15 protein-coding genes and 1 tRNA gene are annotated in these 23144 nt (G+C 37.5%); 7 read left to right on the forward strand and 9 right to left on the reverse strand.

Features of this window, described 5'->3' with window-relative positions; translation table 11 throughout:
- Positions 1–10: 10 nt before the first annotated feature.
- The gene (locus ACJRPK_RS00315) at positions 11–3124 is read right to left on the reverse strand and encodes a TAT-variant-translocated molybdopterin oxidoreductase (protein ID WP_407137905.1); all 3114 of its coding nucleotides are present in this window, start codon (positions 3122–3124) and stop codon (positions 11–13) included.
- A 56-nt stretch (positions 3125–3180) separates the two neighbouring features.
- Positions 3181–4506 (reverse strand): c-type cytochrome, encoded by a 1326-nt coding sequence (locus ACJRPK_RS00320; RefSeq protein ID WP_407137906.1) that lies wholly within the window; start codon positions 4504–4506, stop codon positions 3181–3183.
- Positions 4507–4726: 220 nt separating this feature from the next.
- Between ACJRPK_RS00320 and ACJRPK_RS00325 the strand changes: the two genes are divergently transcribed.
- Positions 4727–5188: an SPOR domain-containing protein gene (locus ACJRPK_RS00325; RefSeq protein WP_246131420.1), complete on the forward strand. Its 462-nt coding sequence runs from the start codon at positions 4727–4729 to the stop codon at positions 5186–5188.
- A gap of 84 nt (positions 5189–5272) precedes the next feature.
- Here ACJRPK_RS00325 and infB read toward each other — a convergent pair whose 3' ends face one another.
- Genes infB through rimP form a run of 3 tightly spaced genes read right to left on the reverse strand, consistent with a single transcriptional unit; the run spans position 5273 to position 9838 of the window.
- Positions 5273–8083, reverse strand: coding sequence for a translation initiation factor IF-2 (infB, locus tag ACJRPK_RS00330; protein WP_407137907.1), 2811 nt, complete (start codon positions 8081–8083; stop codon positions 5273–5275).
- 44 nt (positions 8084–8127) lie between these two features.
- Positions 8128–9360 carry a transcription termination factor NusA gene (nusA, locus tag ACJRPK_RS00335; RefSeq protein ID WP_148781641.1) on the reverse strand — a complete coding sequence of 411 codons (1233 nt, stop codon included), beginning with the start codon at positions 9358–9360 and terminating at the stop codon, positions 8128–8130.
- A 13-nt stretch (positions 9361–9373) separates the two neighbouring features.
- A complete protein-coding gene (rimP, locus tag ACJRPK_RS00340) occupies positions 9374–9838 on the reverse strand; it encodes a ribosome assembly cofactor RimP (protein WP_407137908.1) in 465 nt (154 codons plus the stop codon).
- A 248-nt stretch (positions 9839–10086) separates the two neighbouring features.
- Between rimP and ACJRPK_RS00345 the strand changes: the two genes are divergently transcribed.
- Both ACJRPK_RS00345 and ACJRPK_RS00350 read left to right on the forward strand, forming a co-directional pair.
- A complete protein-coding gene (locus ACJRPK_RS00345; protein ID WP_407137909.1) occupies positions 10087–10920 on the forward strand; it encodes a universal stress protein in 834 nt (277 codons plus the stop codon).
- 187 nt (positions 10921–11107) lie between these two features.
- Positions 11108–11437 carry a hypothetical protein gene (locus ACJRPK_RS00350; protein WP_407137910.1) on the forward strand — a complete coding sequence of 110 codons (330 nt, stop codon included), beginning with the start codon at positions 11108–11110 and terminating at the stop codon, positions 11435–11437.
- Positions 11438–11532: 95 nt separating this feature from the next.
- On the opposite strand, the gene ACJRPK_RS00355 is transcribed toward ACJRPK_RS00350, so the two are convergent.
- Positions 11533–11605, reverse strand: a tRNA-Gln gene (locus ACJRPK_RS00355).
- A 201-nt stretch (positions 11606–11806) separates the two neighbouring features.
- On the opposite strand from ACJRPK_RS00355, the gene ACJRPK_RS00360 reads away from it, so the two are divergent.
- Positions 11807–15112, forward strand: coding sequence for a DUF2723 domain-containing protein (locus tag ACJRPK_RS00360; RefSeq protein ID WP_407137911.1), 3306 nt, complete (start codon positions 11807–11809; stop codon positions 15110–15112).
- A 52-nt stretch (positions 15113–15164) separates the two neighbouring features.
- Entirely contained in the window at positions 15165–15827 is a 663-nt protein-coding gene (locus ACJRPK_RS00365; protein WP_407137912.1) for a polysaccharide deacetylase family protein, read from the forward strand.
- On the opposite strand, the gene ACJRPK_RS00370 is transcribed toward ACJRPK_RS00365, so the two are convergent.
- Both ACJRPK_RS00370 and ACJRPK_RS00375 read right to left on the reverse strand, forming a co-directional pair.
- Positions 15824–16120, reverse strand: a complete 297-nt coding sequence (locus tag ACJRPK_RS00370; RefSeq protein ID WP_407137913.1) for a thioredoxin family protein — start codon at positions 16118–16120, stop codon at positions 15824–15826. The two genes, ACJRPK_RS00365 and ACJRPK_RS00370, sit on opposite strands and share 4 nt — an antisense overlap.
- 74 nt (positions 16121–16194) lie before the next feature.
- On the reverse strand, positions 16195–17433 hold the full coding sequence (locus tag ACJRPK_RS00375) for a metallophosphoesterase (RefSeq protein ID WP_407137914.1): 1239 nt from the start codon (positions 17431–17433) through the stop codon (positions 16195–16197).
- A gap of 365 nt (positions 17434–17798) precedes the next feature.
- On the opposite strand from ACJRPK_RS00375, the gene polA reads away from it, so the two are divergent.
- Positions 17799–20630 carry a DNA polymerase I gene (gene polA / locus ACJRPK_RS00380; RefSeq protein WP_407138791.1) on the forward strand — a complete coding sequence of 944 codons (2832 nt, stop codon included), beginning with the start codon at positions 17799–17801 and terminating at the stop codon, positions 20628–20630.
- A 523-nt stretch (positions 20631–21153) separates the two neighbouring features.
- Positions 21154–21849: a hypothetical protein gene (locus ACJRPK_RS00385; protein ID WP_407137915.1), complete on the forward strand. Its 696-nt coding sequence runs from the start codon at positions 21154–21156 to the stop codon at positions 21847–21849.
- Between the two features lie 94 nt (positions 21850–21943).
- Here ACJRPK_RS00385 and ACJRPK_RS00390 read toward each other — a convergent pair whose 3' ends face one another.
- A complete protein-coding gene (locus ACJRPK_RS00390; RefSeq protein WP_407137916.1) occupies positions 21944–23137 on the reverse strand; it encodes a serine hydrolase domain-containing protein in 1194 nt (397 codons plus the stop codon).
- Positions 23138–23144 lie beyond the last annotated feature (7 nt).

Consider the following 23144-nt stretch of genomic DNA (forward strand, 5'->3'; position numbering starts at 1 on the left):
ATTAATTTAATTAAGCTTCTGTTGTGTTTCTAACTTTTGTGTGATATATCACATTAGGCTTAGTACCAACACTTTCTAATAAATGATACATACGATCATCCGCTTTAAGCCCTGCTATTTTACTATCCTTATCATTTATATCACCAAATGCAATAGCTCCAGAAGAACAAGCTGCCGAACAAGCGGTCTTAAACTCACCATCCTTTATAGCTCTACCCTCTCTTTTGGCATCAAGAATAGTTTTTTGCGTCATTTGAATACACATTGAACATTTCTCCATAACACCTCTTGAACGTACCGTAACATCTGGATTTACAACCATTCGTCCTAAGTCATTGTTCATGTGGTAATCAAACTCATCATTACCATTATACAAGAACCAGTTGAAACGTCGAACCTTATACGGACAGTTGTTCGCACAGTATCTAGTTCCCACACAACGGTTATATGCCATATGGTTCTGTCCTTGTCTACTATGTGACGTAGCTGCTACAGGACATACAGTCTCACAAGGAGCATGGTTACAATGTTGACACATTACCGGCTGAAAAGCCACTTGTGGATTATCTGAAGGTAATTCCATTTCTCCGAACTCGGATAAGGAACTTCCTAAACCTGAAATATTATCTTTTTTAGTATCATCACCTTCAAAGCTATCCTCTGAAGAATAATAACGGTCAATTCTCAACCAGTGCATATCTCTCGATTTACGCACTTCGTCTTTACCTACAACAGGCACATTATTCTCTGCGTGACAAGCAATTACACAAGCCCCACATCCTGTACATGCATTAAGATCGATGGATAAATTAAAATGATGTCCTACGGAGCGATCAAATTCATCCCACAAATCCACCTCTGGAGAGGTAACTTCATATTCGATATGATTTTTACTTACTTCCGGAACTGCATTCCAAACATGCTTATCCTTTGTATTAAAAATTTCTAATGTGGTTTCTTTTATAATATCTCCACGACCCATTAAAGTATTGTGCAATTGTACACAAGCAAACTCATGCACTCCTTCTGCAGGAGTTACAGTTACCGTCTGGGTATCGTTTTGATTTACATAAAGCGGATAAGCGTTTACTCCTACCTGCATTTCTTCTTTTAAAGCTTTTGACTTGCCATAACCTAGTGCTAAACCTACAGACCCTCTAGCTTGTCCGGGCTGAATAAGCACAGGAACAACAACTGAACCTACACCGTTTAATTCAACTTTGGCGTAACTTCCGTTAAGCGCACCATTTGCCACATGTTCATTCATCAAACCTAATGCATCCGCATCAGCTCTAGAAACTGTCAAATAGTTATCCCACGAAACTCTCGAAATAGGATCCGGCATTTCCTGCAACCATGGATTGTTAGCCTGCTGACCATCTCCCAAAGATGTTTTAGTATACAACGAAAGCTCCATTCCAGAAGTTTGTGCAGCTGACAAACGTCTAAAGGCAGCACCTGCATTTAAAGAAGCCCCTTCTGATGTTGCTACCTGATCTCCCTCTGATGACGCAATTGCATCTGTAAGCGCCTGTTTAGGCATCGCCGGAGTAACCAATACTCCATCATGAAGTGCTTGATTCCAAGGTGTGTTTCCTAAAACTCCAGTCCAGGTATTTTCGATATAATCATTATATTCCATTGTGTTACCCAACCACTTCAACAAAGTAGATTGAAACTGTCGTGTATCAAACAACGGACGTATAGTAGGTTGTGTTAAGCTGTAACTTCCTTTCTTTAACTCTACATCACCCCAAGACTCCAAATAATGAGGGGTTGTAGCAATGTAGTTACAAAGTGAAGCTGTTTCATCATCGTGCATTGTAAATGCGACCGAAACATCAACTTTTTCTAAACCTGCTTTAAACTCTTTTGCGTTATATAAAGAATACATCGGATTCACACCAGCAATAAGAATTCCTCCTATTTTACCAGCATTCATATCAGCTACCAATTGTGCAACCGTCTTTGTACTTCCTTGTCTTATTTTTCTTGGTGTGTCCTCATTAAATGCTTTTGTATTAAGCGCTTTGTTAATAGCCAAAACCACCATCTGTGCATCCACATCAGCAATTCCGGAGACAACCACCGCATTACTACCTGCTTTTTGCAGTTGCTTAGCAGCACTTACCACCGCTGCATCTATCGTAGGCCCTAACGCACTTTTTGACCCAGCACCTGTAACATATGCATACAATGCAGCCAATACTTGCTTTTGTTGCGTCGGAGTAACCGGCACTCGCGTGTCAGCATTAGCTCCACTTAGCGACATATTGGATTCAAACTGGATATGCTTTGACATTTTTCCGTTTTTTGGAACACGTCCTTTTGCATAACCACCATCATATCCACCACCTTGCCAATCTCCTAAGAAATCTGCCCCAACACTTACTATTGTTGAAACCTTTGAAAAATCATAATCCGCCAAAGCACGCACTCCATAAACAGCCTCATAAGCATCTAACGCTTCTGAAGATGAGATTGCATCATATACAACATGTCGTGTGTTTGGATATTGCGCTTTAAATTCTGAAAGCAAACGATCGGTAGAAGGACTTGCAAATGTTTGTGTCAACACTGCTATATCTTTTCCTTGAATCGCTTTTAATTTTGCAGGAATCTCTTTATCCAAGACGTCCCAAGAAACATCTTTTCCTTCTGCTTTTGGACCTTGTAAACGTGTATTATCATACAATGACAATACTGAAGCATGAACTCTGGCGTTCGCACTTCCATTTGTTTTTGCAAGATCATTATTTTCAATCTTGATAGGTCGACCTTCTCTAGTTTTCACTAAAACGCTAGCAAAATCGTACCCATCAGCTATTGTTGTCGCATAATAATTTGCTACTCCCGGCACAATTCGCTCAGGTTGTACAACGTAAGGAATGGATTTTACCACAGGCCCCTCACATGCTGCTAAAGATGCAGCTGCTGTACTAAAACCTACATATTTAAGAAAATCCCGACGCGTAGTCGATGAATTTTCCAACGAGGATTTGTCCCCCAAAAATTCATCCGTAGGTATTTCGTTTACGAATTCATTTTGTTGTAGCGTCTCAACAACAGAACTATTTTCATTTAGCTCTTCAACACTTTTCCAGTATTTCTTGTTTGATGACATATATATCTAATATTAGCTTCTTACTGTTGCCGAATTTACATTCGGTAAAATTTTAATTAATAGTGACATTTACCACATTCTAACCCGCCCATCTGAGCTGCAGTTAACTGGTCAACACCATATTTCTTAGAAAGTTCCTCATGAATCTTTTCATAGTATTCATTACCAGCCACCTTGACATTAGTCTCACGGTGACAGTTAATACACCAACCCATTGTTAACGGAGCGTGTTGATACATGATTTCCATTTCCTCTACCGGTCCGTGACATTTCTGACATTCAACACCAGCCACCATAACGTGCTGAGAGTGATTGAAATATGCGAAGTCAGGTAAGTTATGGATTCTAACCCATTTTACCGGCTCGGTTTTTCCTGTATACGATTGACTGGTTTCATCCCACCCTACTGCTTTGTACAGTTTTTGGATTTCCCCGTCGTAAAATTCTTTAGAATATTCTTCAGTTGCTGTTGCTTCAGCAACTTCACCGATAGATTTATGACAATTCATACACACATTAAGCGAAGGTATACCAGAGTGTTTAGACACTCGAGCAGAAGAATGACAGTACTTACAGTCTATTTCATTTTCACCTGCATGAATTCTATGCGAATAGTGTATAGGCTGAATTGGCTCATATCCTTGATCAATACCAACTTGCATAAAGTATCCATATACAAAATACCCACTGGTTAATAACAAGAATACCACAGAAACCAATACTAAGAATTGATTTTGTATAAACGCCTTCCAAATAGGTGTTCTTTGCGTAGCAGTTTCCTCATAAAGCTCTACGCCATTTGCCGCAGCAAAATTACGAAGGGTCTTATTTACTAAGAAAAGAATAACAACCAACATTAAAAACACCACAGCCAACGCTACCAATATAATATCTGTTGATACACTTGACTTACCAGTATAATCAATAGGCTGAACCCCTACAGCAGAAGCTTCAGGCACTGCTTTTGGCACCATTACATATGCCAAAATATCATCGATATCAGCATTTGATAATTGGGGAAAAGCATTCATCGCTGTTTTATTATACTCTTCATAAATAGCTACCGCCTGAGGATCACCAGCAGCAATCATCGCAGCACTATTTTTTATCCAAGAATACAACCACTCTCGATCTCGCCTATCCGTAACACCATACAGCGCCGGACCGGTCATTTTTTTATAACGTTTGTGACAAGCTGCACAAAGCGAATTAAACAATTCTTTACCCTTGGCCACATCACCGCCGTCAGAGGTTTCTTCTACAGCAGTGTTCGCTACAGCAGCTTCCTCCTGTGCAAATGCAGGACTAAATAAAGTGAATAAAAAAACAGTTCCTAGGATAAGGAGTCTGGAGGCTGAATGTCGGTATTTCACCTGTTTCATATTATAAGTAGAATTATCGTCAAATTTTTGGTACGGTTTTTTCTTAATTAGTTAAAAAATACTACGGACCAATGCTAATTAATTCGACGACAAAAGTACTATAATAAGTCGATTTTGGAAATGTTAGCGATCTGTTAAGTATTAATTTATAACAATTCTAAATAATAATTTTTTATAAAATTGAGTTATTAAACTTTACCTTTACCGCAAATATATTGTAATGAGAATTTTAAACAAAAATAGCTATATAACCTTTTCGGGAATTTGTCTTTTGAGCAGTTTTAATCTAATGGCTCAGGACACCTTGAGAACCAATCCAGACGTTGAAAATCAGTTAAAATTACTTGTAGAAAATCAAATTGAGCGTCCTCAAGGTCAAATTACAATCAATCAAGATCCCAAAATAACACATCTACTGGATGTGAAATCAAAAATGGATAAAGACGGTGCCTTCAGTGACCGTTATAAGATTCAATTATATTACGGTAACCTGAATCAGGCCAATGATATTAAAAAATCTGCTGACACAGCATTTCCCGAATGGAGAACCTCCATTAAATGGGAAACTCCTAACTACAAAGTATGGCTAGGCAATTACAGGAGTCGTTTGGAAGCAGACAGAGCCCTTATGCAAGTACGCAAGGAGTTTCCATCAGCTTTCATCTTCAAACCAGAAAAATAGGCGATTTATCTAACACTGATATCACAAACAAAAAAACCCGGTAACATAAATGCTACCGGGTTTTTCATATCTATTTTAATCTGTCTATTTCAATTTCTTTTTGACAGCTACTTCTTGATAAGCTTCTACCACATCACCTTCTTTAATATCATTGTAGTTCTTGATTTGTATACCACAATCATATCCTTTACTTACCTCTTTCACATCATCTTTAAATCGTTTTAACGATGCCAACTCCCCAGTATAGACAACTACACCTTCGCGAATTAGGCGGATACCAGAGTTTCTAAAAATCTTACCGCTTTGAACCATACAACCTGCAATCGTTCCAACTTTAGAAATCTTAAAGGTTTCACGAATCTCTGCCGTACCTGTAATCTCTTCTTTCATCACCGGCGATAACATACCTTCCATAGCATCCTTAAGATCATTAATCGCATCATAAATGATAGAATACATTCTGATATCGATTTCTTCTTTATCTGCTAACATTCTAGCATTACCTGCTGGTCGAACATTAAATCCGATTATAATTGCATCAGAAGCTGATGCTAACAACACATCACTCTCGGTGATGGCACCAACTGCCTTATGAATAATATTTACATGAATCTCTTCGGTAGATAATTTTTGGAATGAATCGGTCAATGCCTCAACAGAACCATCCACATCTCCTTTGAGAATAATATTTAATTCTTTGAAATCACCTAAAGCGATACGACGTCCAATCTCATCTAATGTAATATGACGTTGCGTACGTACAGATTGTTCTCTATGTAATTGCGCTCGTTTTGCCGCAATATCTTTAGCTTCTCTTTCATCTTCAAGGACACTAAACTTATCTCCTGCCTGCGGCGCCCCATCGAGTCCTAATATAGATACCGGTGTAGACGGTCCAGCTTCCTTCACGTTTTTACCACGTTCGTCCTGCATTGCCTTTACCTTACCACTATTACGACCTGCCAGTACGTAGTCTCCAATTTTCAAGGTTCCATTTTGAACTAAAATTGTCGACACATAACCACGTCCTTTATCCAAGAAAGCTTCTACCACAGTACCTGCCGCCATACGGTCAGGATTCGCTTTTAATTCTAAAATCTCTGCTTCAAGCAATACTTTTTCTAGTAGCTCTTTAACACCAAGACCCGTTTTTGCAGATATATCATGGGATTGAATCTTACCTCCCCAGTCTTCTACCAATAAATTCATAGAAGCTAACTTCTCCTTTATCTTATCCGGATTAGAGGTTTGCTTATCAACCTTATTGATTGCAAACACTATAGGAACTCCAGCAGCCTGCGCATGACTAATTGCCTCTTTTGTTTGTGGCATCACATCATCATCTGCTGCAATTACAATAATAGCAATATCTGTTACCTGAGCACCACGAGCACGCATCGCGGTAAACGCTTCGTGACCCGGTGTATCTAAGAATGCCATTTTCTGGCCATTCTCAAGTTGCACTCCGTAGGCACCAATATGTTGTGTTATACCACCGCTCTCGCCAGCAATAACATTCTCTTTACGAATATAATCCAACAAGGAAGTTTTACCATGATCCACATGCCCCATTACAGTAACTATAGGTGCACGTAATTGTAAATCCTCCGGAGCATCTATAACCTCCTCAATTGATTCCTCAATATCCGATGTAACAAAATCAACCTCATAACCAAATTCATCTGCAACGATAGATAGTGTTTCGGCATCCAGACGCTGATTCATGGTCACCATGATACCCAACGACATACAGGCAGAAATTACCTTTGTAGTAGACACATCCATCATCGTAGCCACTTCAGACACAGTAACAAACTCAGTTACTTTAAGAACTTTATTCTCCTGTTCTTGCTGCGCTACATCATCCTCCACTTTTTGACGGTGTTGATCACGTTTATCACGACGATATTTAGCTGCTTTAGATTTTGAGGTTTTACCTTGAAGTTTTTCAAGGGTTTCTCTAACCTGCTTTTGAACTTCTTCTTCGCTAGGCTCTTCTTTAACAATCGGAGTACGTTTCCCTTTTACAGGACCGCGACCTCTTGCAGGACCTCTGTTAGGACCTCCTCCTCTATTACCAGGGCCAGAACCACTGCCTGTACCTTGCTTACTTATACGACGACGACGTTTCTTAGGATCTCCCGAAGTTTTATCAGTCTTATCATCCTTCTTTTTAACAGGCTTTTTAAATTGAGAAAGATCAATCTTTTGACCTGTGAAATTAGGGCCGTCTAATTTTTTATACTTTGTTTCTACCAATTCAGATTCTGAAGAAGCTGTTTCTTCGGACTCTTCCTCCGCTTTTGCTTTTGGAGCTTCAGGACCCTTTTCAGCTTTTTTCTTTTCTAAATCAATAGGAGCTTGCTTTGTAATCTTAAGACCTTTTTTGACAGGCCTATTAGATACAACCTCAGGTTCAGAAACTTTCTTTTCCTCTTTCACTGGTTCAGATTTCTTCTCAACAACCGGAGCCTCTTTTTTACTCTCCTCTTTTTGGGCAGATTCCTCAACTTTTTCGGACTGATCGGAGGCATCTTCTTTCTTTTCAAGTTCAATTTTACCGACTTGCTTAGGTCCGCTTAACTGAGCTTTGGCTTTTATTACTTCTCGGGCTTCTGCTTGCTTACGCTTTTCCTCCTGCTCATTTTCAATCTGTACACGCAGCGCTTCCTTCTCTTTCTTCTTTTCTTCACCCACCTCTTTAGAAGCGACCTTTTTACTCTTATCGGTTTGAAACTCATCAAATAAGAGCTGATAGATCTCTGAAGAAATTTTTGTGGTAGGACGCGAGTCTATCTCATGACCTTTTGAATTCAAAAAGTCAACAGCCCGATCTAGCGAGATATTGAATTCGCGTAATACCTTATTTAATCTCATTGTTTTTGCTTCAGCCATAAATGCCTTTTATTTTATGCTCAAATATAATTTAATTGTATTTATTAATCTTCGAATTCTGATTTTAATATTCTAAGAACTTCGTTTACAGTTTCTTCTTCAAGATCTGTACGTTTAACCAAGTCGGCTGCATCTTGCTCAAGGATACTCTTTGCTGTATCCAAACCAATTTTGGCAAATTCCTCAATTATCCAAGAATCAATTTCATCAGTAAATTCTGTTAATTCTACATCTTCTTCAACACCTTCTCTAAATACGTCTATTTCATAACCCGTTAGCTGTCCTGCTAATCTAATATTATGTCCACCTCTACCAATTGCTTTAGACACTTCTTCTGGTCGAAGCATCGCTTGTGCTCTATTGTTTTCTTCATCAATTTTGATGGAAGTAACTTTTGCCGGACTTAACGCACGGGTAATATATAATTGTACGTTATTCGTATAGTTAATAACGTCAATGTTTTCATTTCCTAATTCACGTACTATTCCGTGAATACGAGAACCTTTCATCCCAACACATGCTCCAACAGGATCAATTCGATCATCATAAGAGTCTACAGCAACTTTGGCTTTTTCACCCGGAATACGCACAACTTTTTTAACTGTAATCAAACCGTCAAAAACTTCAGGAATTTCAGATTCAAAAAGTTTTTCAAGAAACAATGGAGATGTTCTGGACATTATAATTGCAGGTTTATTTCCCTTCAATTCTACCGACTCAATTACACCACGCACATTTTCTCCTTTACGAAAGAAATCTGAAGGAATTTGTTTTTCCTTCGGAAGGATGATTTCATTCCCTTCGTCATCTAATAATATAATTGCTCTATGACGAATATGGTGCACTTCTGCTGTATATATATCGCCTTCTAAATCCTTAAATTGTTTGTAGATATTTGTGTTGTCATGCTCATGAATTTTAGAAATAAGATTCTGACGTAGCGCTAATATTGAACGTCTTCCTAAATCTATAAGCTTTACTTCTTCAGAAACATCTTCACCAACCTCAAAATCAGGTTCAATTTTTCTTGCAGCAGTAATAGATATTTCTTGATTATCATCTTCTACCTCACCATCAGCAACAACAACACGGTTTCTCCAGATCTCCATATCTCCCTTATCCGGATTAATAATAATATCGAAGTTATCATCGCTTCCAAATTTTTTCTTCAAAGCGTTGCGAAACACATCTTCTAGGATCGCCATCAGGGTCACACGATCTATTAATTTATCATCCTTAAATTCTGAAAATGACTCTATTAATGCGATATTTTCCATATCAATTATATTATTAAAATGTTATCATAACTTTAGCGTTCTTAATCTCGTCAAATGCAACACGCTGCTCTTTTACAACAGTCACCTTACCTTTACCTACAGGCTTAGGTTCTCTTGCTTTCCATGTCAACGTTATTGACTCATCATCTGTTGCAATCATTTTACCCTCTATTGTCTCCTTTTCGGTAACAACTTTTACGGTTCTACCAACATTTTTTGGATATTGTCGTCGGTGCACGAGTCCTTCACTCACCCCGGCTGACATAACCTGTAAGGAAAAATCCTCTTCTTCACGGTCAAGATTATGTTCAATAGCTCTACTTACTTCAATACAATCTTCTACTGTAACCCCCTCATCGCCATCAATGACTATTCCGATTTGATTATCAGCATTAATTTCACAACTAATCAAAAACAACTGCTCATTTTGTTGCAATGCTTCTTCTAACAAGCTATTTACTTTCTCTTTTAACGACATACATAGATAAAAAGAGGGGACTTTTCGTCCCCTCAATTTGGTTTTTTAATTTCAACGCTGCAAAGATAGTAATAATATCTTAGATACAAAATCTAGTTGATAATCAATTTATTTGTAAATTTAAGTAATCATATAGTGCCCCCAAAACGCCAGACTAATTATCTCACATTATGCAATAGCATTTTATGTATTCTCTTTGCTAGTGTAATGTGTAAATTTTATTTATTAATCTTTTAAATACTATTATTATGATAAGAAGTATACTGGTTCCCACAGATTTTTCTACGCAAGCTGAAAGCGCCTTAAGAGTTGCTGCGCAAATTGCAAAAAAAACAAATGCAAAAATTTACCTGCTTCATATTTTGGAACTACCGCTGCATTTGACAGATTTGATGTCAACAGGTAATCCTGCACCAGCTCCCGAAGCGGTTTTCTTTATGAAACGCGCACATCAAAAGTTTGAGGAGATTATGGAGCAACCCTATCTAGAGGGCCTTGAAGTTATCGAGACAGTTAGTTTTGAAGGCATTCTAGACGGTATTATTGATGCAAGTGATAAAAATAAAGTAGACATCATTGTCATGGGCTCTCATGGATCTTCAGGGTTTGAAGAATTGTTTATTGGCTCCAACGCCGAAAAAGTAGTAAGAACTTCAAAAAAGCCGGTACTAGTCATCAAAGAGGATTGCAATATATTTGAAGTCAACGATTTTGTGTATGCAACCAATTTTGATGAAGAGGATAAAAAAAATCTAGTGGCTGCCAGTGAATTTGCTAAACAAATAGGCGCAAAACTTCATTATGTCTGGATCAATACCGCCAACGGCTTTAAGACAACTTATGAGATTGAAGAGAAAATGAATAACTTAATTAAAGGGTTAGCTATAGAAAACTACAGTTTAAATATCTACAATGATGACTCGGTAGAAAAAGGTATTTTACATTTTGCAGCGTCCATGAAAGCCGGACTTATTGGCATCAGTACGCATGGCAGAAAAGGAATTTCTCATTTTATCAATGGTAGTTTAAGTGAGGATGTCGTAAATCACGCTAAGCGCCCTGTTCTTACGTACCAAATATAAAATTCATTTTCACCCAAACAATTCAGCAAAGGTTTGTTACTTATAAAACCTTTGCTGAATTTTCTTATTTTATAACATTTTGTTGGCAAATTGACAGAAAACGGGTTAAAATGATCCTAATTTTGTGTTGGTTATAATTTTTTTAACAACACTCTCTTCTAAATTTATAGTATTAAAAGCTACAAACATGAAGGACAACCACACAAACCAGATTCTTAGCGAAATGAGAAAATTGATCTCATCCAGCCTAAACATGCCGCTAAAAGAAAAAGAAACTTTACAAGCTGTACATATTAGTGTATTAAAAATGTATTTCAACGCTAAAGAAGTGATCTACAATCCTGAGACCTCCGAAATACAGCTACAAATAAATGATCCTGGAGCTAACGATATTTTTGTAAAGCTGTCCTGCGAAAATCTAGAAGAACTCTTATACTCCTGCTTATTAGATGACGCTAAAAGCATCTATTTTTATCGTAACATGATTTCTTATTGCAACATGAAGTACTCTGCGTAATAGTAAATCAGGCAGCCTCTGATCACTACAAAACCCAAAAAAACAGACACTATATAAACAAAAAAAAGAGTAACTAAAACAGTTACTCTTTTTTGTTGGTCTACTAGGGCTCGAACCTAGACTCTTCTGGACCAAAACCAGACGTGTTGCCAGTTACACCATAGACCAATACCTCATTGCGGGTGCAAATTTAAGACATTCTTTTTCCTCTGCAAACATTTTTTAAAAAAAAATTGAAAAATTTTATCGAAATCAAAAAATCCTCCTAAAATCAAAATAATGGTGATTGGTTAATCGTTAAGAAAAAAATTAAGGTGTGACTATTTTTATTACTAAATTCGCCTTTTTGTTACTAATCTATTTGACTGTATGAATTCTTTTAACTTTGCTAAGTGGAATAAAATTTTAGGGTGGTTGGTTTTTATTATCTCTCTATGCACCTATTGGTTGACAGTAGAACCCACCGCAAGCTTCTGGGATGCAGGAGAATACATAGCAACATCATCTAAACTTCAAGTCGGTCATCCCCCGGGAGCTCCATTATTTCAAATGATTGGGGCGTTTGCTTCCATTTTTGCTTCAGATCCAACACAAATAGCCTTAATGGTAAACCTCACATCAGCTTTTGCCAGTGCTTTTGCCATACTTTTTATGTTTTGGTCTATCACCTTACTATTGCGTAAACTAATTGTAATCGAAGATAAGTTTACTACAAGTAAGGGAATGGCAGTCTTGGGAAGTGCATTTGTGGGTTCGCTCGCTTTCTCTTTTACAGATAGCTTTTGGTTTAACGCGGTCGAAGCCGAAGTGTATGCCATGGCAACCTGTATTCTCTCTTTACTTTTTTATCTCGGATTATTATGGGAACGTGACATCCACAAGCCCAGAGGAAATAAATGGCTTATCCTGATTTGTTTTATCGTAGGACTTTCATTTGGGGTGCATTTTATGGGACTACTCTCTATACCTGCCATAGGTCTTCTTTATTACTTCAAAAACTATAAAGAGGTAACTATTAAAAGTTTTGTTATAGCGAATATTGTAGTTGTCGCAATCCTGCTATTCATTTTTAAATTATTACTCCCATCAACACTCAAATTCTTTGGTGCGGCCGAAGTGTTTTTTGTAAATTCCATGGGGATGCCGTTTAACTCCGGAACCATTATTGCCGGATTACTAATCATAGCTGCATTCTATTTTGGTCTAAAGTATACTCGAAAAAAAGCTTATACTCAAATCGACACCTTGCTATTATGTATCCTCTTTATTTTGATCGGATTCTCAAGTTGGATCATGCTCCCAATTCGAGCTAATGCTGGTACTGTAATCAATGAAAATAACCCAAATAATGCCAGAGAGTTACTGGCATATTACAATCTGGAACAATATCCGGAAACCCATTTATTTTACGGACCTCAATTTACCGAAATTTACGGCCAGCTTGATGAGAATCAACCTTATGTGGATGACAAGCCAAAATATGAAAAGGACGAGAAATCCGGGAAATATGTAATTGTAAATGACTGGAAAAATGCCAAACAAAACATTGATGATGCTCACAAGGCTTTTTTACCGCGTATGTGGAGTACCGAGCATATCAAAAACTATATGGAATTCACCGGACCCATTAAATTTACTATTAAACCGGAATATCAGAACGAACAAGAATTATTAAGTGCTGTCACACAGTTTAGAAGAGAATACGCACGCGGTAAGCTGGATAATGACGATTACGATAAATTTTTAAGATCTTTCGGATCCTATATTAATGTCCAAAAACCTTCGTTTGCTGATAATGTACGATACCTCTTTGAGTATCAAATCGGGTATATGTACTGGCGATATTTTATGTGGAATTTTGTCGGAAGACAGGATGATGTACAGGGTGAGTATACTAACCTGCATGGTAATTGGCTAAGCGGTATTAAATTTATTGATGAAGCCCGATTAGGGTCGCAGGATAATTTGCCTAGTGATGCGCTTAAGAATAAAGCGCGTAATACCTATTATTTTTTACCACTCCTTTTAGGTATTCTTGGCTTTGTTTTTCAATTAAAAAGAGATAAAAAGAATTTTTGGGTACTGTTTATTTTCTTTTTATTTACCGGACTGGCTCTAAAGATTTACCTCAACGAACGCCCATTCGAACCCAGAGAGCGTGATTACGCATTAGTAGGTTCCTTCTATGTATTCGCTATTTGGATAGGTTTTGGGGTATACGCATTGTTCGACCTGCTTAAAGGTTACCTCAAACCAAAAATTTTGGCACCGATCGTAACCGTGGTAAGTTTGCTTGCGGTGCCCGTAGTACTAGCCGCCCAAAACTGGGACGATCACGATCGTTCTAATCGTTATACAGCACAGTCTATGGCCAAAATGTATTTGCAATCCTGTCAAGAGGATGCCATTTTATTCACCATTGGTGATAACGATACGTTTGCTCTATGGTATGCTCAAGAAATTGAAGGGTATCGTACTGATGTAAGAACAGTTAATACCAGCCTTTTTGCAACCGATTGGTATATCGATCAGATGAAGCGTGCTGCATATGACAGTAAGCCGATACCATCACAGCTAACTCATGATTTTTACAAATGGGGTAATAATGATGCTATTTACTATAAGCAGGTAACTACAGACACCATGCTTATTAAGAATTGGATTCGCTGGATAGAAACCGACGATCCAAGAACCAAAGGAGATTTACAGAGCGGAAAGAAAGTTAACACCTTCCCTACAAAACATATACGTATACCTGTAGATAAAGAAGCGGTTTTACGCAATGGTATTGTAGCTGCAGAAGATGCAGATCTTATTGTTCCTTATATTGACATTCATCTTAAAGGTGATTTACTTTTCAAAAACCGCCTTTTAATGTTAGATATCATCGCAAACAATAATTGGGAACGTCCAATTTACTTCACCGGCGGTAGCTTTGGAGATGATGATTATTTATGGATGAAGGAATATTTGCAACTGGATGGAGTAACTTACAAACTTGTTCCGATTCGAACTAAAATAAATCCTCGTAATCCATACGAAATGGGTCGTATTGATAGCGAATTGATGTATGACAATGTGAAAAGCTGGGATTGGGGTAATAGTAACGACCCTAACATCTATCACGATCCTGAAACGCGACGTAACTCAATTACCTATCGCAGTAACTTGGCTCGCTTGGTAGAACAACTTATTAAAGAGGATAAGCTTGACAAGGCTAAGGAAATCCTGGATTTAGGAATGGAAAAAATGCCTATTGAATATTACGAGTTTTACACCTTGCTCGAACCGTATGTTACCGGTTATTATCAAGTGGGAGAAACCGAAAAAGCCAGAGCACTCTGGAACAAAATAGCAAAAAAGTATCAAGAGCAACTCAATTACTTTGGAAGTTTAACCCTTGAAAAGCAATATGAATATGCTGAAGAGATTGTTTTGAATGTAGAACGTTACAGAAGCGTAGTTGATTTACTTCTTATGAATCAGGATAAGCAATTGATCGAAGAGAAAGCGCGTGAGTTTAATGAGTACTTAAAGTTGTTTTCAAGATTATATTCGAGCGAAGATCAGTATAGTGATGAGCAAGATTTGGATCTAGAGAAACAAGAACAAGACTTATTACGAGAAAATACCAATGCCGGAGAAGCTTTAGACTCTCTTGACAGTATAAGGTAAAACTAACAAAGCCGGTATTTTCTTAAAATATCGGCTTTTTATTGAAACATCGGTGCATTTAATCCCCTCTAAAATACCGGAATTCCTTCAGCCATTATTTCCGGATTATTGTGTGTTGACTAAACCTGTCGAAGGAAAAAAAGAAATATTTTTAACCTTTGATGATGGCCCTGTTCCGGTCGTAACCGAATTTGTTCTTGCTCAATTAAAAGCCTATAATGCAAAAGCAACCTTTTTTTGTGTTGGTGACAATATCAAAAAGAACCCTGACGTCTTTAAAAAGATTTTAAGCGCAGAACATACAGTGGGTAATCACACCATGAACCACCTGAAAGCCTGGTCTTGCAAGCACATTGCTTATATCCAAAATGTGAACGCTTGCGCACAGGTTATTGAACAATATCCTTTCACCGCAAAGGCACAAACACTTTTCAGACCGCCATATGGTCAAATCAGTCCTTCTAAATTGAAGAAGCTACATGAGATGGGATATAAAATTATTCTTTGGGATGTGTTATCAAAGGATTACAACTCAAAAGTTTCACCAGAACAATGTGTGTCTAATGTAGTGCAGAACGTTCAGAATGGCAGTATCGTAGTTTTTCATGATAGTTTAAAAGCGTTCACAAACTTACAATATGCTTTACCAAGAGTCCTTGACCTATTAAGCAAGCAAGGCTATAGTTTTAGATCACTTACCCATACAAATAGTTAAAGATATTCTTTCATCAGGCCTATTAGTGTATTAGCATCCTGTTCGCCACTTTGACGCCAAACCATCTCCCCGTCTTTGTAGATCATTAGGGTCGGTAATCCTTTTACGCGCAAGGCGGTTGCCAATTCCTGATTCTTGTCAACATCTATTTTAATAACCTTTCCTTTATCCCCCAACGCAGCAGCAACATCACGTAATACCGGATGCATTGCAGTGGATGGTTCATTCCATTCTGTATAGAAATCCAATAACACAGGAATTTCCATACCAATTAAATCTCCGAACTTTGACATCTTCAAAAACTTTGTGTTTAACACTTGATCCCTTTGATCTTTACACTATGGTAAATATACTATTTTCTTAGCAACTAAACAGGCTTAGCACCCTTACGCAATTCGATTACGGTAACTTCTGGCCAGATGCCAACTCTTCCGGGAAATGCATGATAACCAAACCCACGATTTACATTTAGATAACGTCCGGTTTCCGAATATATTCCCGCCCATTGCTTATAAACATATTGTACCGGACTCCATTTGATCCACCCCGGGATCTCAATACCAAACTGGAATCCATGTGTATGCCCACTTAACGTTAGATGATAATGGTCCGTATGGTTTTTAACTTCATACTCCCAGTGAGAGGGATCATGACTCATTAAAATTTTAAAGTCATCACTTTTAATAGCTTTTGAAGCCACATCCAGATCACCAGCCTTTTTAAAATTATGTCCCCAATTCTCTACCCCTACCAACGCTATACGACTCCCATCTTTTTCAATATACGTACTGTCATTGAGCAACAATTTAAAGTCAATTTTTTTATGCACATCCTTTATTGCTTCAAAATTAGCTCGTTTATCAGCTTCATTATCCCAAGTCACATATTCGCCATAGTCATGATTGCCCAACACCGAATACTTCCCATAAGTCGGCGTTTTTAATTTTTTAAAAGTCGGAATCCACGCATCCATTTCGGCTGCGACCGTATTTACAATATCTCCGGTAAAAAGTAATAAATCTGATTCTTGCGCATTTATCAGGTCCACCGCATATTCGATTTTGTTTGAATCATCAAAGCTACCGGAGTGAATATCTGAAATCTGAGTTACTTTGAATCCATCAAAAGATTCTGGTAAGTCTTCAAAAAACAGTGTATGCTTAATCACCTGAAAATTATATTTTCCTTTCCAAATACCATGAAGCAGACCTGCAAACGGAATTGCGGCAATCCCTAATGCTATCTGACTCACGAATTTACGACGATCGGGAAGATACTGCGTTGCCTGACCTTCAAAAAAGGTGTTTGTCAAATACGTATATCCTGCTACACATACCCTGATGATATCTTCTCCAAACATAAAAAGCACCATGATCAATTTGGGCACTAGTGTTAACAACAATAAACCACTGGCACGCAATGTGTATTTTGTAGGACCTACGCTACGATCATAATTTGCAAAAATATAGATAGCATACGCAACAATTATAACAGAAATAGCAAGGTATAGGATTTGTATCCAGTAATTTCTGGTTATGGTTTTGATTGCCTGATAGGCATAAATTTCAATGAGTAAATATAAGCTGATAAGAATGAGCCAACGCATAAGGTATATTTCGATTTAGAAGAACAAAACTATCTTTACAATTTCAATTCACTTCACAATTAAGGGAATATTAACGTGTTCAAAAACATTTTTAAAAAAAAAATTACATTCTTACGACCATTTTCTATTCGAATCTCCAAAAAATAATTGCATAGCATTATAATAAATTTGTACCTTCGTTTAACACTACTTAAGATCGATACCGATTCTATTATAATATTTAAAGTAATTGATAACATTGTTATCAATTTTATTTTGGGGCGAAATGCCGTCATTTTTGACGGCATTTCTTTTATTTATCCACTAGGGAACCCATTATAATTTTTCTTCTTTTTATATTGCATCTCTAAAATTAAGCTTACACTATCATGTCACAAAAACGCCTTTTCCTTCTGGATGCTTACGCTTTAATATTTCGTGGGTACTATGCCTTAATAAAAAACCCACGTATCAATTCAAAAGGACAAGATACCTCAGCCGTTATGGGATTTGTCAATTCTTTATTCGATGTAATTAAAAGAGAACAACCGGATCACCTTGCTGTTGCTTTTGATAAAGAAGGCAGTAAAGATCGTGTGGAGATGTTTCCCGATTATAAAGCGAATCGTGACGAGACACCAGAAGCTATTCGCATCGCAGTTCCAATAATTCAGCAGATTTTAAAAGCCATGCATATCCCTATTATTGAGCGTGCAGGGATTGAAGCTGATGATTTGATCGGAACTATTGCAAAACAAGCAGAAAAGGAAGGCTATAAAACCTACATGGTTACTCCTGATAAAGATTACGCACAATTAGTATCTGAAAACATTTTTATGTACCGTCCCGCACGTATGGGTAATGGTATCGAGATTTGGGGCATCCCCGAAGTCCAGAAGAAATTTGAAGTTGAGCGACCAGATCAAGTAATCGACTATCTGGGGATGATGGGAGATGCTGTAGATAATATTCCGGGATTACCAGGAGTAGGTGACAAAACGGCCAAAAAATTTATTGCTCAGTTTGGCTCCATGGAAAATCTGCTTGCTAATACCGATCAGCTAAAAGGAAAAATGAAGGAAAAAGTAGAAGCTAATGCTGAGCTTGGGTTACTTTCGAAAAAACTAGCCACTATAATCATTGATTGTGATGTTACTTTCAACGAACACGATTACGAACTCTCTGAGCCGGATACAGATAAAGTACAAGAAATTTTTGAAGAGTTGGAGTTTAGACGTCTTACCGATCAATTCATAAAAATATTCTCTGGTGAAGCAGGAACTTCCACGCAAGTAAGCGGTACAGCTACGGCAAAAAAACAAGCTAAGGAAGCAGGAGCAGGACAATTTTCACTTTTCGGAGATCCTGCAGCCCCTACAACCGAGATTGAAACTTATTCTAGCAGAAAAACGATAGAGAATACTCCTCATTTTTATCAAAGTGTGGCTCCCGGAATGGCCACAAACCTGTTTGTGAAAAATCTTTTAAAGCAAACACAAGTGTGTTTTGATACTGAGACTACCGGACTTAATCCGTTGAGCGCAGAATTAGTTGGTATTGCATTTTCCTGGGAATCTGGCAAAGGTTTTTATATCCCTTTCCCCGAAGATCGACAAGAAGCACAAAAATTAATCGAAATACTACGTCCCTTTTTTGAATCAGAGGACATTGTGAAAATCGGTCAAAATTTAAAGTACGATATTAAAGTATTACATAAATATGATATTCAGGTACACGGTCAACTTTTTGATACGATGCTTGCACATTACCTCATCAATCCCGATATGCGTCATAACATGGATGTGTTATCTGAAGCATACCTTAATTACACCCCGGTATCCATCACGGATCTTATTGGTAAAAAAGGAAAGAATCAGCGCTCGTTTAGATCGGTTCCGGTGGAGAAACAAACTGAGTATGCAGTTGAAGATGCAGACATCACTTTTCAGCTCAAGGAGCATTTTGCACCTGAGCTAGAAGAAGCCAAAACCTTATCATTGTTCAACGATATTGAAATTCCTCTTTTACGCGTTCTTGCATCAATGGAGATTGAAGGTATTAATCTTGACGAAGAATTTTTAAACAGTCTTTCTCAAGAACTGGACAACGATATTAAGTTGCTGGAAGAAAGTATCTATAAAAAAGCCGGAGAAGAATTTAATATTGCTTCGCCTAAACAACTTGGAATTATATTATTTGAAAAGCTGAAGCTTGTAGAGAAGCCGAAAAAGACCAAAACAGGTCAATACTCAACTGCCGAGGATGTATTATCATACTTAGCAAAAGATCACGATATCATTCAGAATATTTTGGAGTATCGTGGCCTTAGTAAATTAAAAAGCACCTATGTAGATGCCTTACCTACTCAGGTAGACCCTACCACCAAGCACGTACATACGGATTATATGCAAACGGTAGCTGCCACCGGTCGTCTAAGTTCGAACAATCCGAATTTACAGAATATCCCCATCCGAACAGAACGCGGGAGACAAGTGCGAAAAGCTTTTATACCGCGCAGTGAAGAGTATACACTCCTCGCTGCCGATTATTCACAAATTGAATTGCGTATCATTGCTGCTTTAAGTGAAGAAACCACGATGATCGATGCTTTTAAGAATGGAGAGGATATTCATGCCTCAACCGCTGCCAAAGTATTTAATGTGCCACTGGAAGAAGTAACCAGAGAGCAGCGAAGTAATGCTAAAACTGTAAATTTTGGAATTATCTACGGAGTTTCAGCTTTCGGTTTAAGCAATCAAACCGATTTATCGCGTAGTGAAGCCAAAGAGTTGATCGACACGTATTACAAAACTTATCCAAAACTACGCAATTACATGAGTGAACAAGTAGATTTTGCCAGAGAAAATGGATACGTACAAACCGTTTTGGGCAGACGCCGCTACTTAAAAGACATTAACTCGAGAAATGCAGTAGTACGTGGTGCAGCAGAGCGTAATGCGGTGAACGCCCCTATACAAGGTAGCGCCGCCGACATTATTAAAATTGCTATGATTAATATTTACAATAAACTAACCCAAGGGAATTTTAAAACAAAAATGCTATTACAGGTACATGATGAATTGGTTTTTGATGTTTACAAACCAGAGCTAGAAGAAATACAGACCCTTATCAAAACAGAAATGGAAAGCGCCTATACCTTATCCGTACCCTTAGATGTCGATCTGGGCTTGGGTGATAATTGGTTGGAGGCGCATTAAGATGACCCTACATATTCCAATTAAAACTGTAGTTTCTCCTATTCGTAAACCTAACATTTCTTACGAATAGGAGAAACTATTTTATGCATAGTATCTAATTTAGTGTACTATCCTAAGACATTATAGTTGATATTTTAAAGCAAATCAACTTATCCCTTCATACCATAGATTGCATAAAAATGTATTCATAGCATTCATAAAATTCGAGAAGACAACTTTTGTACATCCCAAAAACCGTAAATCATCAGGGGAAAAACCCCCCTGTCCTCTTTTCGTTTTCAAAAAAAATTGAATTTAAAAAAATAAAATTTTCGGTTCGTTAAATTAAAAAGCAAACCCAAATAAATACTTGAAAAACAATGTTTTGAACTCTTTTAAAACATTGTTTCGTTATTCATAAAACGTCTATTTATAACGTATTCAAAAAAAACTCGATACTATAAATTTTTGTCAGTTTAAATGGTGGGCATAGTTTTGACGCCATATTTAACCCTCTAATTTATTAATTTAATAAAATCAAAAAATGAAAAAAAATTATTTTAAAATCTTATTAGTCTGTGCATTAAGTTTAACCCTTGCCAACTGTGATGGTGAAGACGGCGCTAACGGACTAGACGGTACAAACGGTATCAATGGAGAAAATGGTGCTAATGGAGAAAATGGAGTTAACGGAGAGAATGGCGAAGGTTTTGATGACCTTGTAAAGTATGGAAATATCACTGTTAGCTTAGAAGGGAATCGACCGGACGGAGAAGCTTTCACCAAGGAAGAAAACTTTAGATTCACTGCTGTGGAAGGTACTGATATACAAGGATTTAATTCTATTGTAAAAAACCCTTCTTCATTTAATTTCTCCGTAGTACGCTTTCTAAGTGCACCAGATGATATTTATCAAGAATCTTGGGCAGAAATAAATCTAACAGTTAATAATCCTGGTGAAGCAACAGAAAGCCTTGATTTAGATTTTCAATTGCTTAACTATGCTGTTATAACAGATGATAATAAATACTTTACTATGTCTGATTTTTTCTCTGAGACAAGCACAGGTGTTACTAACTTTACCGTTAGTGAATATGCTTTCAATGAGGAGACAAATAATTTAACTCTAACGTATTCTCTGGATGTGGCTGCAGCAAATAACGACACAGGAAACGATCTTTCAATATCTGGAACGGTTGATGTAATCGTATTAGAGAGAATTACTCCTCCTGCTCCATAATTAGAAAACATTTTTTAAATCACAAAAAAGGCAGCAAGCATATCATGTATTGCTGCCTTTTTAAATTATGATGTTGAGAACAGTTTATCCTCAATTACTCTTGCATCACCTTATAAAAATCATAATAATTTAGAAACGTAGGTACCACAGGCCCGTTATAGGAATTAGGTGCATTAAAAAGCACACACATAGCAATGTTATTAGTTAGATCGACAACCAGTTGTCCTTTGTACTGATTCACATTTCCTCCATGATACACAATCGTTCTCCCATTATAATGTAACACCCGCCAACCTTTAGCATAAAAAGAATCACTAACCCCTTGCCATAAATTCACATAGGTATCATCTTCACTTGTACAAATTACCGGATTGAATATTTCAGCCAAACTTTCCTTACTAATGATGTCCGGTCGGTTACCCAATAAAATTTTGAGATACTCCCCCATATCGGTGATTGAGGCATTAATTCCACCGGCAGCTATAACATTATAATAATTTTGGTGCAAACTGGTCAAATAATACTTTTTTGAGTAGTGATTATAACGATGTGGCAACGCTACATTATTATGGTTTTTGATGCTATTGTAATCCGCAGATGCATCTTGCATTCCCGCCGGTGAGAAAATTCGTTCCCTTAGCAATGCATCAAACGACACATTAGTTCCTTGTTCCATTGCCTTTTCTACCACAGAAAACATAGCGTTTTGGTACGCATAAGCTGTCCCCTCCTTGGCAACTACTCCATTTTTCTTGAAGCTTGCTATGATGTTTGGCAACGACATTCCGCGATGGATAAGTTTCGTATTTGTATACTTATATAAGCCAGTGGTATGAGACAAAGTATGACTAATAGTTAAACGCTTAGCTTGTGCTTTATCTCGTAATGTAAATGAAGGTACTGATTTTCTTATTTTTTGATTCCACTTTAATTCTTTACGGTCTACCAAATTCCCCGCAAGAACCGAGGTCACCCCCTTAGATAGGCTCGCTATCCTAAAAACAGTATTAACATCTACAGAATCCTGCGTGCCGATCTCCTTGACGCCAAAACCTTTTTTATACACGACAGTAGAATCTTTGACAATCACAACGGCTGCTCCCGGACATTCAGAAATATTAAAATTTGTAGTAAAAAATTTATCGTAATGCTCTAAGAAGAAGTCTAAGGATTTTTTGTCCTGGTCTACCGCATTGGCAGCAGGATCTTCTTTGAGTTCCGGTAGTTGTTCTTTGGAGGTGCATCCTAATAGTAAAACAATTATACCTAAGGTTGTAAAAAGCTTCATAGCAAGA

The sequence above is a fragment of the Aquimarina sp. 2-A2 genome (assembly GCF_045505135.1).
Classification (GTDB): Bacteria; Bacteroidota; Bacteroidia; order Flavobacteriales; family Flavobacteriaceae; genus Aquimarina; species Aquimarina intermedia.